Genomic DNA, 12,662 nt, shown 5'->3' on the forward strand with positions numbered 1-12,662 from the left:
GCACACCACGCATGGCGAGCTCTTCATTTGAAGGCTATCACACAGCAAAGCCGGAGATAGAGCGATGCAGATCGAAGGAAGCGTGGCACTGGTCACCGGCACCAACCGGGGTCTGGGCAAGGCCTATGCGATGGCGTTGCTGGCTGCGGGAGCCGCAAAGGTCTATGCGGCGGCGCGCGATCCTTCGGCTGTTACCGATCCTAGGCTCGTGCCGGTCCGGCTCGATGTCACCAAGCCGGACGAAATTGCAGCGGCCGCGGCTCACTGCGGGGACGTCAATCTCCTCATCAACAATGCGGGCGTGATGCATTCGAGCCCGATGATGACCGAAGGCTCCGAGGTGGCAATGCGTGCCGAGATGGAGGTCAACGTCTATGGCGTGCTCGGGATGATCCGCGCCTTTGCGCCGGTGCTGAAGCGGAACGGCGGCGGCGCCATCGTCAATGTGCTGTCGGTCGTGAGCTGGTTCACGTTGCCGTTCAACGCCACCTACGGCGCCTCGAAACGTGCGGCCCTCGCGGTCACCGAGAGCGCACGCATCGAACTCAAGGCACAACGCACGCGGGTGCTCTCCGTTCACGCAGGTTATATCGATACCGACATGGCAGCCGATATAAGCCAGCCGAAAACGTCGCCGCAGCAGGTCGCCGCGCGCACGCTCGAAGCACTGCGTAGCGGCAACGACCTCGTGCTTGCCGACGATCGCGCCCAACACGTATGGCAGGCGACGAGGGCCGATCCATTCGGTTTTGCGGAAAGCATGCAGAAGCTCTGGGACGAACGCCAGCCAAAATAGCGGGCGGCCGCCGCGTTGGTGCTCCGCGCGCGCCAAGTGTCGGAAATATCGCTGCTTTCACGCCGATTGCGACAGCGCGGCCAACGCTGCTAGCCTGTCCGCTGGCATAAGACTTGTATGCAGCCGCTGGTACTTCGGACAGGCCGATGGGCCGCAAGGAGGGTCGCAGGTGTCTCGCTGGATCGCCGGAAAGTCTTCCATTCTTCACGCCGCCATCGTCGCGGGTCTCGCGCTGTCATGCTTGCCCGCCCAGGCGCAGAAGAAGGACGTGACGCTGCGCCTCGACTGGATCTACCAGGGCCCGAATTCAGGTTTCGTGGTGGCGAAGGACAAGGGCTTCTACGACGAGGCTGGTCTCAACGTCGATCTCGGCCCAGGGAAGGGCTCCGGCAGCACCGCGCAGCTGGTTGCGAGCAAAGCCACCATGTTCGGTTTCGCCGACGGCTTCGTGGTCGGCGCCGGCGTGTCGAAGGGCATGAACCTCACGATGGTCGGCGCGATCTATCGGCGCAACCCCACGGCGTTGATCGTGCTCAAGGAGTCTGGGATCAAAACACCCAAGGACCTCGAAGGCAAAGCCGTTGGCATCGCGCCCGGCGGCACGCAGTTCCAGCAGTGGCCGGCTTTCGTGAAAGGCTGCAAGCTTGATAGCAGCAAGATCCAGGTGATCAACGTCGATCCCGCCGGCACGGTGCCGGCACTCGTTGCCAACAAGGTCCAGGGGGTGGCGAGCTACGCCCAGGGGACGGTGCCCGGCATCGAAGTCCGCTCCAAGAAAGAGACGACGTCATTCATGTACGCGGACTGCGGCGTGACCGCGGTCAGCAACGGCATCATCGTTCATAACGATCTTCTGAAGCAGGATCCCAACCTGGTGAAGGCGTTCGTGCGTGCGACGCTCAAGGGCTTCCTCTACGCCCGTCAACACACCGACGAGGCGATTGCCATCACCAAAAAGTACGCCCCGGAGGTCGTGCCCGAAATCGCCAAGCGCGAGTTCGAGATGACCGTTCTCAACTGGAACACGCCGAACACTATGGGCAAGCCGCTCGGCTGGATGTCCGACAAGGATTGGGACGCCACGGTCGAGACGCTCAAGGAATATGGCGGTGTCACCACGCCACTGAAGGCGGCCGACCTCTACACCAACGATTTCGTTCCGACTGAGAGCGAGTTCGTTCCGCCGGCCAACTGAGCGACATCACGCACATGGCTTTGATCGCGAATGCCGCCTATGACCGGAACGGCGGCCCTGCCGGCTCCACAAGCTCACGCGGCGACGAGCCGTATCTGGAGTTTCGCGGGCTGTCGAAAATCTACGCTGCCGATGATGGCCCGGTGCGGGCGCTGGATGGCATCTCGATCGAACAGAAGCAACGCGAATTCTTGTCGATCCTGGGGCCGAGCGGCTGCGGCAAGAGCACGCTCCTGATGATCGCTGCGGGGCTGATCCCGGCCTCGCACGGCCAGGTGGCGGTGCAAGGCGAGAGCATCGTCAAGCCGCGCACCGACGTCGGTATCGTATTCCAGAATCCCGTGCTGCTCGAATGGCGCACGGCACTCGGCAACATCATGCTGCAGGCCGAGGCGCGCAAGCTTGACGGCGCTGCGTCGGAAAAACGCGCCTATGAACTGCTCGACTCGGTCGGCCTCAAGGGCTTCGAGCACAAATACCCCGACCAGCTTTCCGGCGGCATGCGGCAGCGCGTGTCGATCTGCCGGGCGCTGATCCACAATCCGCCGCAGCTCCTGATGGACGAGCCTTTCGGGGCGCTAGACGCGCTCACACGGGACCAGCTCGTCCTGGACATCCAGCGCATCTGGAACGAGGCGCGGATGACGGTGCTGTTCATCACCCACAGCGTGGCGGAGGCGGTGTTTCTCTCCGACCGTGTCATCGTGATGACGCCGCGCCCCGGCCGCATCGACCGCATCATCGACATCGATCTCCCGCGACCTCGGACGCTTGCGATGCGTGAAACGCCCCAGTTCGCGCATTACAACCGCGAGATCATGGATCTCCTGCTGGCCCGTGGCGTGCTGCGCGAACACTGAGGAGCGGCCGTCATGAGCGACGCGATAGGGGCGGGAATGAAGGTTCGCAATGACCGCGACGAAGCTCTCTCCATCGAGCAGGTCGAGGCCCGCGAGAAGGACCGCCGCGCCAAGCGTCAGGCCTATGACCGCATATCCTCGATCGTGTATCCGGTGGTGACCCTCGCCGGCGCCATTCTGCTCTGGGAGGTCGGCGTTCGCGTCTTCAACGTACCGCCGTTTCTTGCGCCGCCGCCGAGCCTGGTGGTCGGCACCATGATCGAGCATTCCACGCTGATCCTGCATAACACCTGGCACACCACCATCGAGATCCTGCTCGGTTACTTCGCCAGCATTGCGATCGGTGTGCCGCTCGCCTTCGGCATCTTTATGTGGCCGTCCTTCGCGCGCACCGTGCTGCCGCTGCTGATTTCCTCACAGGCCATCCCCAAGGTCGCGATCGCGCCGCTGCTCCTGGTCTGGTTCGGTTTCGGTCTGTTCCCGAAGGTGCTGATTGCGTTTTTGATTGCGTTCTTTCCGGTGGTGATCTCGACCGCGGTCGGGCTTTCCTCGATCGAACCGGAGAAGATCTATCTGGCCCGCTCCATGGGTCTCAGTGCCACCTCGACCTTCTTCAAGATCAGGTTGCCGAACGCGCTGCCGTCGATTTTCGCTGGGCTGAAAATTTCCATCACGCTCGCGGTCGTTGGCGCCGTGGTCGGCGAATTCGTCGGCGGCGAGGCTGGGCTCGGCTATATGCTGATGGTCGCCAACGGCAGCATGGACACGCCGTTGCTGTTTGCCGGCCTGATCGCGCTGACCGTTCAGGGCGTCGTGCTCTACATGTTGGTCGAATGGGCCGAATACCTCGTCATCCCGCGCAGGAATTCGGCCGCAAGCGCCGCTCTGCAGAACATGGCAGCATAACCAACCGAAGCCACGACCGGACTGAACCGCATGTCCGTCTACGAGCACATTCTCCGACCGGCGCTGTTTTGTCTGCCGCCCGATACGACGAATTCGCTGGCGCACGCAGCGCTGCGCGCAGGCGCGCCGTGGCAGGCGCTGGGCGCGCTCGCGCAACTCGAGGTCACGGACCCGATCCTTGAAACCCGTTTCGCTGGGGTGACGCTGAAAAGCCCCGTCGGGCTGGCCGCGGGTTTCGACAAGGATTGCGAGTTGATCCCGGCGCTGTCGGCCCTCGGCTTCGGCTTTCTCACCGTGGGCTCGATCATGCCTCAACCGAGGCCCGGACACGCCTTTCCGCGCCTGGTCCGCTATGCCGACACGGAGTCGCTCGCCGATTCCATGGGCCTGCCAAGCCGAGGACTTGCCTATGGAGTCGAACGACTGCGCAAACTCGAGCGATCTCGCGTGCCGCTGTTCGCCAACATCGGCGGCTTTTCGGCCGGCGAGATCGCTGAAAGTCTGTTCGCCGTCGAACCTTACGTCGACGGCGTCGAAATCAGTCTGATGTGTCCGAACGTCCTGAAAGCGGGCGAGACGTTCGATGACGTCGGTCTCCTGGTCCAAATCCTCGGGCGCATCAGCGGCCGCACCAAGCCCGCGATCGTCCGCGTGCCCAACGACACCGCGCGCAGCGACCGACTCAAGGACCTGATCGAATGCTGCATCGATGGCGGCATCGACGGCATCAAGATCGCCGGCGGACGCCCGGTCGAAGAGCCGCGGCTGGGCGCGAAGCGCGGCACGCTGCATGGCGCCATGGTGTTCGACGGGGCACTCGACAATCTCAAGCGGGCCGCTGCCTTTGCCCGCGGCCGCATTCCGATCAAGGCCAATGGCGGCGTGCGCTCCGGCCGCGACGTGTTCATGATGCTCCAGGCCGGCGCCACATGCGTCGATCTCTATTCGGCCTTCATCTATCAGGGTTGGAGCGTGGCGCGGCGGATCAACCTGGAACTTGCGGCACTCCTTCGCGCGCAGAACGTTGACGCTGCAGCGGTTGCGGTGCCCACGACCCGGGCGAACGCTGCGGCTCGCTAGGTTTGCCGCACCTTTCCGACTCTTTGGCATTCCCGGATGCGTCGGGTAACATTGGCCCACGATCCCTGTGGAACATCAAAGGCCGGCGCATCATGAAGGCTGTCTACATCGAACAAACGGGCGGACCGGAAGTCCTGAAATACGGCGATCAGCCTGATCCGATTGCCGGACCGGGACAGATCGTTGTCGACACGGTAGCCGCAACCGTAAACGGCGCCGACTGGAAGGTGCGCGCGGGCCACTACGGCGGCCAGCCCAGATTTCCCCTGATCCTGGGCCGCGATTTCTCCGGCGTGGTCAGCGCGGTGGGCTCTGGCGTCACGGACCTGCGCGTCGGCGACGAGGTGTTCGGCGTGCTGGAGGCGGGCCGGGAAGGGGCCTACGCCGAGAAGATCGCGATCGGCGCTGCGATCGTCGCGAAGAAGCCCGCCGCGCTGTCGCATGTCGACGCCGCGGCGCTGGCGCTCACCGGCCTGACGGCGCTCTGCGCGGTCGAGGACTCGTTGAAGCTGAAATCCGGCGAGACCATCCTGATCCAAGGCGGCGCCGGCGGCGTCGCGAGCTTTGCCATCCAACTCGCCAAGCACATCGGCGCCCATGTCATCACCACGGCGAGCGCCAAGAACGTCGACTATCTGCGCGACATCGGCGCCGACGAAGTGATCGACTACAACGCCACCGACTTCACCAAGGTCGTGAAGAACTGCGATGCGGTGTTCGACACCGTCGGCGGCGATGTGGCGACGCAGTCTTTCTCGGTGCTCAAGCCCGGCGGCCGGGCGGCTTTCATCGCCTCAGGCGCCAAGGCGCCGCAGCCTGAGAGAAGCGACGTGACCTCGCTCCGCCCGGCGGTCCCGCGCGACCGGCAGCACATGGAGCGCATCGCCGCGCTCTATACGGCGGGAGCGGTCCGTCCGCCGCACGTCACGCTCTACAAGCTGTCCGAAGCGGCGGAAGCGCTCCGCATCAGCGAGGCGCGCCACTTCAAGGGCAAGCTGGTGTTCAAGGTGCGGTGACGACCGCGCCTAGCGCAAGGTCCGGCTGATCCAGGACACGATCACCTCGGCGAAGATGCGATTGTCGGACCATTCGCGATTGCGTCCGACATGACCGCCTTCCGGGTTGACCCAGGCTTCCTTGGGCGAGCCGCTCTTCATCAGGATGTACAAGTCGTCGATCGGCACCTGCGAATCCTTTGCGCCGTTGACCAGCAGCATGGCCGGTGTCGGTTTGTCGAGCAGCCCCGCCGTGCGCAGCGACATGCGCGGAACATAGTCGAGATATTCGCCGAGCGTTTTCACGCCATAGACCGCGGCACGCGCCGCGAACAGATCGAAGAGATATTCGCGTGTCCCTAAGGCCTTCGCCTGCCAGTCGCGCTGGAAATAGCCGTCGGTGGGGCCTGCCCAAACGACGGCCCCTTTGAGGCGGCTGGCTTCGGTGTAGGCAACGCGGGCCGACCAGTGGCCGCCGAACGAGACGCCCTGGATCACAACGCGATTGGCGTCGATGTCGGCCCGGGTTCGCAGATGGTCGAGCAGCCGCGAGAACATGCGTTCGGCGCCCACGTCGATCAAAAGCGGCGCCTCGGACGTGCCCGGCATGTCGATCGCGAGATAAGCGATGCCGGCCTTCATATAGATCGGGCCGTACTGGTCGACGACATATTCCTTGTAGCTGTCGAGACCGCCGACGCTGATCACAAGTGGCGCGGGCTTGATTGCGTCTTTCGGAAGCTGAAGGTAGGCGACGATCTCCTTGCCCTCGAAGGGAACGCGGATGATCTCAATCGGCGGATCGGCCAGCTTGATATAGCCGCGAAATGCCTCCAGACCGCGAAGGTGCGACGCCTTCTTACCCGGCGAGGTCTGCGCCGGCCATGCGCCGAAGCCGAAATACTTCCAGGCCTCGAGATACTCCTTGCGCGCCTTGGCCGGGTCGCCGGCCTTCGCCGCCTCCGCGGCAGCGAAGTGCGTTTCGCCGGCCGCCGACCAGCTTCGGGCCCATTCCTCAGGATCGCGCGAAGTGATCCGGTCGAGGATCTGGCGGACCTCACCGGCGTCAAATCCAGTGAGCGGATAGCCCTGCCGGTTTACCCGCTCCTGCACGGCCTCCTTGAGCTCGGGCCAGGTGCGCTCCGGCGCGATCTGCGGCAGCGGCTGCTGCGCGGCCGCAGGCGTCGCGCCCAACAAGCCAAGTACGATGGCTGCAGTGATAGCCCGCATGTTATTTCTCCCCATCAGCGAACGCCGCCGGCATTCACCACCGGCCCGGTATATGTCTCGAACCGTTTGCGGAGTTCGGCGATCTGGGCGTCGTTGGTCATGAAGGCCTTGTAGTCGTTGGCGACCTCGTAAGACAGGATCGGCTTGTAGCCGTCGGGCGGCGGGACATCGCGCCGGCCGGACCAGGTTTCCGTTGCGATCTGCTGCTCCGGCTCGAGGAGCCACGACAGGAACAGCTTTGCCGCGGTCGGATGCGGCGCATTCTTGAAGATCGCGCCGGTCAACGGCCAGATCGGCGTCGCGTCCTGTTCGGCGAAGTGCGACTCCACCGGCATCTTCTGCTTTTTCAGCAGCGTGGTGATGTTGTAGATCGAGTCGAAGGTGACGAGGTTTTGGCCCGTGCCGATGCTGCGCTGCTGGCCGAGATGGCCCTGGATGAAATTTGGCTTGGTCGCCATGAATTTATCCATCCAATCCCAGCCGTGCTTCTGCACGATATGGAAGAACACCCACATCGTGACATCGTCGTCGGCCGGATAGGGCGTGACGACCTTGCCGTGGAATTGAGGTTTCAGAAAATCGAGCGCCGAGTTCGGAAGGTCGGCGGCCGCGACCTTCTCGGTGTTGTACATGTAGGGCACCGCGTTCACCATCGTCGCCCAGTAGGCGCCGTCCGCGTCCTTGAAGCTGTCGTCGATCTCGGCGAATCCGGGCGGTTTGAAATTGAGGAGCTGGCCTTCGGCCTTCCAGCGCACGAAGTCCGGGATGGTCTGCAGGATCGCGGTGTCGACCTCGAGCTTGCCGGCTGCGATCTGCGCATCGATCTTTTTGTCGAGGACGTTCGAGAAGTCGCCGCTGATCGAGAATGTGATCCCTGGATAGCGCTGCTCGAACTTCTTGGCCATGGCCTCCCATGGCGCCGTCGGACCGCCGACATAGAGAGTGACCGAGCCCTCGGACTTGGCTTTGGCATAGAGCTCTGACTGTGCGGCGGCCGGCAGCGGCATCGCTGCAATCAGCGCAACGGCGAACATCGGCCCCGCCAAGCGGCGCGTGAGCATGAGCGCTTCCCCCAGAATGTTGTTTTCGATTGATGCCCATGTTGCGGTGTCGCGGGAGGGCAGGCAAGAGCCTCGCCCGGGCAATATTCGGCTGACGGCCTTGATGCATGAAGAAGAGCGATGGAACGATGATGGCAGGCCTTGGTTTGCCCCTCGAAAGCCATGAGGGCCAGATCATGAAACTCCCTGTTCTAGCCGCGGCAACATTGATCGCATTTTCGACAAACGCCATCGCGCAAAGCGGAGGCGCGGGAGGCGGCGCGGGCGGGACATCCCCTGGCATCGCTCCATCAGGCGCCACTCCGACGGGTCGGGCGAGTCATTCGGAAACCAATGGTTCTGCGGTGCCCACGAACACCGACGCCGCAAAGTCCAACACCGTAAATTCCGGAGCAACCTCCGTACCCACCGCAAAAGGGGCGGGCGCGCCCTACCAAGGGCTTCCAGGAGTGAATGCAGACGGCAGCGCGGCTCCGCCGGGGGCTGTCAGGAACGCCATGCCGGATAACGTTCCGCGTTAGCGCCGGTACTTCCGGATTCGATATCAGCGATCCGCGCCATCGAAAACGTCGCGGATGTTTAAGACTGGCGTCGCGCCAAGCGGACAGCCAGCGCTTCAGCTCACGGGTCGCTCCACATTGCCGAGGCGATGAAGCGATTGTCCGTTCGCTGGCCACGTCGGAGGCGATCGGCCGATGATGTTGACCCAACCCGCAGATCACTTGGCGGCTCAGAAATCAGCCTAATATTTGGGCAGCGATATGTCTGTTCTATGCGCCAGCCGTTTGCGTGGCCGCGAAGCACCGTGGCGCAATTCGCAGTCAGATTTTGCTAAATCGCTATGCGTCCGAAAGGCTTAGCTGGAACGCAGCAGACGCTCTGAATTGGCACGACCTTTGCGGAAGTTCCCCCGGGACGATGGTTGGGGAGACTATCCATGAAGCGACGTGATTTTCTGAAGTCGACAGCTGCCGTGGCGGCCTCCGTAGGGGCTCCTGGAATCCTTTCGTCCGCGAAAGCGCAATCGCGGCAGGAAACGCTGCTCATCGTCTCGGAGAGCGGCCCCAACAACATCGACATCCACGGAGTCGGCACCAACGTGCCAGGGTATGAGGTGTCGTGGAATTGCTACGATCGTCTCATCAGCCACGAGATGAAGACCGGTCCAAACGGACAACCGTATTACGACAAAGAGAAATTCAAGCCCGAACTCGCCGAAGACATGAACATCGGCGACATGTCCGTGACCTTCAAATTGAAGAAGAGCGCCGTATTCCAGGATGGCACGCCGGTCACCGCCAAGGATGTGAAATGGTCGCTCGACCGCGCGGTTTCCGTCGGGGGCTTCCCGACGTTTCAGATGAGCGCCGGTTCTCTGACCAAGCCCGAGCAATTCGTCGTTGTCGACGACAACACCATTCGCGTCGATTTTCTCCGCAAAGATCGGCTGACGATCCCCGATCTGGCGGTCATCGTCCCCTGCGTCATCAATTCGGAACTGGTGAAGAAGCACGCCACGGAAAAAGACCCGTGGGGCATGGAATACACCAAACAAAACACCGCCGGCAGCGGAGCCTACCGCGTCGTGAACTGGACCGCGGGCACCGAAGTCGTCATGGAGCGCAACGACAAATGGATCGGCGGCCCGCTGCCGAAGATCAAGCGCGTGATCTGGCGCATGGTGCCATCCGCCGGCAACAGGCGCGCGCTGCTGGAGCGCGGCGACGCCGACATCTCATATGAATTGCCGAACAAAGACTTCGTCGAATTGAAGGACGCCGGCAAGCTGAACATCGTGTCCACGCCGTTCTCGAACGGGATCATCTACCTGGGCATGAACGTGAAGAATCCACCCTTCGACAATCTCAAGGTCCGGCAGGCCGTCGCCTACGCGCTGCCATACCAGAAGATCATGGACGCCGTGCAGTTCGGTCTGGCGAAGCCGATGTTCGGTGCGCCGGCCGACAAGGCCACCGAGGTCGCATGGCCGCAGCCGCACAAGTACAACTCCGACATCGAGAAGGCGAAGAAGCTGATGGCCGAGGCCGGCTATCCGAACGGTTTCGAGACGACGCTGTCTTTCGACTTGGGCTTTGCCACCGTCAATGAGCCGACCGCCGTGCTGATCCAGGAGAGCCTCGGCCAGATCGGCATCAAGACCACGATCAACAAGATCCCCGGCGCAAATTTCCGCACTGAACTGAACAAGAAAGTCCTGCCGCTCTACATCAACGTGTTCTCGGGCTGGCTCGACTACCCGGAATACTTCTTCATCTGGTGCTATCACGGCCGAAATTCGATCTTCAACACGATGAGCTATCAGTCCAAAGAAATGGATGGCTTCATCGATGGCGCTGTCACTGCGGCGGCAAATGGCGACAAGGCGACGTACGAGAAAGACGTCAAAGCTTTCGTCGACCTTGCTTATGCCGACATCCCGCGCATTCCGCTGCTGCAGCCGTATTCCAACGTGGCGATGCAGAAGAACGTCACCGGCTATCAATACTGGTTCCACCGTCGGCTGGACTATCGGGCGTTTTCGAAAGGGTGAGGGAAATAGAACAGCTCGTCATGCCTGCGCGATACGTGCAGGCATGACACGACGTCTGGACACCATCGGCAACAAGAGATCACGGCCATGATAGGCATGTTCTTCAAGCGGACGCTGATGGCGGTGCCGAGTCTGATCGGTGTCGTCATCGTGACGTTCCTGCTAACCCGCGCGCTGCCCGGCGATCCGGCGGCTTATTTCGCGGGGCCGGCCGCAACCAAGGAGGCGATCGAGGAGGTGCGGGCCAAGCTCGGGCTCGACAAGCCGCTGATCGTGCAGTTCGGAAACTATGTCAACGACTTGGCCCACGGTGATCTCGGCAATTCGCTGACCACCGGCCAGTCCGTCGGCAAGGAGATCAAGAGCCGCCTGCCGGCTTCGGCCGAACTGACATTGCTCGGCCTCATCGTATCGATGTTGATTGCGGTGCCGCTTGGAATTGCCGCGGCGACGCGCCCAGGATCGTTGCTGGACCACGCTTGCCGCGTCATCTCTACGGCCGGTGTATCGCTGCCCGTATTCTTCACCGGGCTGATCCTGGTTTATGTCTTTTACTACCAGCTCGGCTGGGCGCCAGCGCCGCTTGGCCGGCTCGATGTGTTTGCCAGCCCGCCGCCGCAGATCACCGGCTTCTACCTGATCGACAGTCTCCTGGCAGGCAATCTTGAGACGTTTTGGTCGAGTCTGAAGCAACTGCTGTTGCCGGCGACGACGCTCGCAATCTTTTCGCTGGCCCCCATCGCCCGCATGACGCGCGCATCGATGCTGGCAGTGCTCGCGTCGGACTTCGTCCGGACTGCGCGCGCCAGCGGCCTTGCCCCCTATACGGTCATCGTCACCTACGCATTTCGCAACGCCATGATTCCGGTCATCACCACGCTCGGGATGGTGTTCTCGTTTCTGCTCGGCGCGAACGTACTGGTCGAGAAAGTATTTGCCTGGCCGGGGATCGGCTCGTTTGCGGTCGAGGCGCTCATCGCATCGGATTTCGCGCCGCTCCAGGGCTTCGTCCTGACAATGGCGGTGATGTACGTGGTTCTCAACCTCATCATCGACATTCTCTATGGCCTGATCGATCCGCGCGTGAGGCTTGAAGCATGAGCGATATCGCAGCGAGTTCGAAATCCTCCAGCGGCCTTGTCGCGCTTCTGCGTCATGGCCGGTACGTCATCGGCGAGAACAAGGTCACAGGTTTTGCGTTCGGCCTGTTTCTGCTCATTGTGGCGGCGGCCGTGTTCGGCCCATTCATCGTGCCTTACGATCCGCTTGCCAGTGACACGGCTGCTGCGTTGAAGCCGCCGTCTGCCGCACATTGGTTTGGCACCGACCAGCTCGGCCGGGATGTGCTGAGCCGAGTCGTCGTGGCAACGCGGCTCGATTTCTTCATCGCTGTCGCTTCGGTCGCGCTGGTGTTTCTGATGGGCGGGCTGGCCGGGGTCGCCGCGGGCTTCTTCGGCGGCTGGACCGACCGCATCGTGGGCCGCGTCGCCGACACCATCATGGCGTTCCCGCTATTCGTGCTGGCGATGGGCATCGTCGCCGCGCTCGGAAATACGGTGCAGAACGTCATCCTGGCAACGGCGATCGTCAATTTCCCGCTGTATGCCCGTGTGGCCCGGGCCGAAGCCAATGTCCGGCGCGAGGCCGGTTTCGTGCAGGCTGCGCGCCTCTCCGGCAACGGCGAATTCCGAATTCTGTTGGGTCATGTTTTGCCGAACATCATGCCGATCATGATCGTGCAGATGTCGCTGACCATGGGCTACGCCATCCTCAACGCCGCGGGTCTTTCCTTCATCGGCCTTGGCGTCCGGCCGCCGACCGCCGAGTGGGGCATCATGGTGGCGGAAGGCGCGGCCTTCATGGTCTCCGGTGAGTGGTGGATCGCATTCTTTCCCGGCGCAGTCCTCATGGTCGCCGTGTTCTGCTTCAACTTGCTGGGTGACGGCCTGCGTGACATCGCCGATCCCCAGCGCCGGACGTGAGGTGAG

At 62.6% G+C, this 12,662-nt stretch carries 11 protein-coding genes; 9 read left to right on the plus strand and 2 right to left on the minus strand.

Annotated features, from left to right (window positions below):
- Nucleotides 1-64: 64 nt before the first annotated feature.
- From RHPLAN_RS20555 to RHPLAN_RS20580, 6 genes are all read left to right on the plus strand, one after another.
- Nucleotides 65-796 (plus strand): SDR family oxidoreductase, encoded by a 732-nt coding sequence (locus tag RHPLAN_RS20555; protein ID WP_068021381.1) that lies wholly within the window; start codon nt 65-67, stop codon nt 794-796.
- Nucleotides 797-965: 169 nt separating this feature from the next.
- Nucleotides 966-1,991, plus strand: coding sequence for an ABC transporter substrate-binding protein (locus tag RHPLAN_RS20560; RefSeq protein WP_068021383.1), 1,026 nt, complete (start codon nt 966-968; stop codon nt 1,989-1,991).
- 14 nt (nt 1,992-2,005) lie between these two features.
- Nucleotides 2,006-2,851, plus strand: coding sequence for an ABC transporter ATP-binding protein (locus RHPLAN_RS20565; RefSeq protein WP_084245271.1), 846 nt, complete (start codon nt 2,006-2,008; stop codon nt 2,849-2,851).
- Between the two features lie 12 nt (nt 2,852-2,863).
- Nucleotides 2,864-3,757 carry an ABC transporter permease gene (locus RHPLAN_RS20570; protein ID WP_237179873.1) on the plus strand — a complete coding sequence of 298 codons (894 nt, stop codon included), beginning with the start codon at nt 2,864-2,866 and terminating at the stop codon, nt 3,755-3,757.
- Nucleotides 3,758-3,787: 30 nt separating this feature from the next.
- On the plus strand, nt 3,788-4,837 hold the full coding sequence (locus tag RHPLAN_RS20575) for a dihydroorotate dehydrogenase 2 (protein ID WP_068021384.1): 1,050 nt from the start codon (nt 3,788-3,790) through the stop codon (nt 4,835-4,837).
- A 92-nt stretch (nt 4,838-4,929) separates the two neighbouring features.
- Nucleotides 4,930-5,853 carry an NADP-dependent oxidoreductase gene (locus RHPLAN_RS20580; protein WP_068021386.1) on the plus strand — a complete coding sequence of 308 codons (924 nt, stop codon included), beginning with the start codon at nt 4,930-4,932 and terminating at the stop codon, nt 5,851-5,853.
- A gap of 9 nt (nt 5,854-5,862) precedes the next feature.
- Here RHPLAN_RS20580 and RHPLAN_RS20585 read toward each other — a convergent pair whose 3' ends face one another.
- Complete coding sequence (locus tag RHPLAN_RS20585) at nt 5,863-7,062, minus strand: alpha/beta hydrolase family protein (RefSeq protein ID WP_198164434.1); 1,200 nt, start codon at nt 7,060-7,062, stop codon at nt 5,863-5,865.
- A gap of 14 nt (nt 7,063-7,076) precedes the next feature.
- Nucleotides 7,077-8,123: an extracellular solute-binding protein gene (locus RHPLAN_RS20590; protein ID WP_068021390.1), complete on the minus strand. Its 1,047-nt coding sequence runs from the start codon at nt 8,121-8,123 to the stop codon at nt 7,077-7,079.
- Between the two features lie 937 nt (nt 8,124-9,060).
- Between RHPLAN_RS20590 and RHPLAN_RS20595 the strand changes: the two genes are divergently transcribed.
- The 3 genes from RHPLAN_RS20595 to RHPLAN_RS20605 all read left to right on the plus strand — a co-directional run bounded on the left by RHPLAN_RS20595 (nt 9,061) and on the right by RHPLAN_RS20605 (nt 12,656).
- Nucleotides 9,061-10,674, plus strand: coding sequence for an ABC transporter substrate-binding protein (locus RHPLAN_RS20595; protein WP_068021392.1), 1,614 nt, complete (start codon nt 9,061-9,063; stop codon nt 10,672-10,674).
- An 87-nt stretch (nt 10,675-10,761) separates the two neighbouring features.
- Nucleotides 10,762-11,775, plus strand: a complete 1,014-nt coding sequence (locus RHPLAN_RS20600; protein WP_068021393.1) for an ABC transporter permease — start codon at nt 10,762-10,764, stop codon at nt 11,773-11,775.
- Entirely contained in the window at nt 11,772-12,656 is an 885-nt protein-coding gene (locus RHPLAN_RS20605) for an ABC transporter permease (RefSeq protein WP_068021395.1), read from the plus strand. The genes RHPLAN_RS20600 and RHPLAN_RS20605 overlap by 4 nt, the downstream gene beginning before the upstream one ends.
- The last annotated feature ends 6 nt before the right edge of the window (nt 12,657-12,662 follow it).

It is taken from the genome of Rhodoplanes sp. Z2-YC6860, assembly GCF_001579845.1.
GTDB lineage: Bacteria > Pseudomonadota > Alphaproteobacteria > Rhizobiales > Xanthobacteraceae > Z2-YC6860.

Bases quoted from the DNA above. Each gene is read 5' to 3' on its own strand.
- RHPLAN_RS20555 (WP_068021381.1), top strand. From the start codon at position 65: ATGCAGATCGAAGGAAGCGTGGCACTGGTCACCGGCACCAACCGGGGT.
- RHPLAN_RS20565 (WP_084245271.1), top strand. From the start codon at position 2,006: ATGGCTTTGATCGCGAATGCCGCCTATGACCGGAACGGCGGCCCTGCC.
- RHPLAN_RS20570 (WP_237179873.1), top strand. From the start codon at position 2,864: ATGAGCGACGCGATAGGGGCGGGAATGAAGGTTCGCAATGACCGCGAC.
- RHPLAN_RS20575 (WP_068021384.1), top strand. From the start codon at position 3,788: ATGTCCGTCTACGAGCACATTCTCCGACCGGCGCTGTTTTGTCTGCCG.
- RHPLAN_RS20580 (WP_068021386.1), top strand. From the start codon at position 4,930: ATGAAGGCTGTCTACATCGAACAAACGGGCGGACCGGAAGTCCTGAAA.
- RHPLAN_RS20585 (WP_198164434.1), bottom strand. From the start codon at position 7,062: ATGCGGGCTATCACTGCAGCCATCGTACTTGGCTTGTTGGGCGCGACG.
- RHPLAN_RS20590 (WP_068021390.1), bottom strand. From the start codon at position 8,123: ATGCTCACGCGCCGCTTGGCGGGGCCGATGTTCGCCGTTGCGCTGATT.
- RHPLAN_RS20595 (WP_068021392.1), top strand. From the start codon at position 9,061: ATGAAGCGACGTGATTTTCTGAAGTCGACAGCTGCCGTGGCGGCCTCC.
- RHPLAN_RS20600 (WP_068021393.1), top strand. From the start codon at position 10,762: ATGATAGGCATGTTCTTCAAGCGGACGCTGATGGCGGTGCCGAGTCTG.
- RHPLAN_RS20605 (WP_068021395.1), top strand. From the start codon at position 11,772: ATGAGCGATATCGCAGCGAGTTCGAAATCCTCCAGCGGCCTTGTCGCG.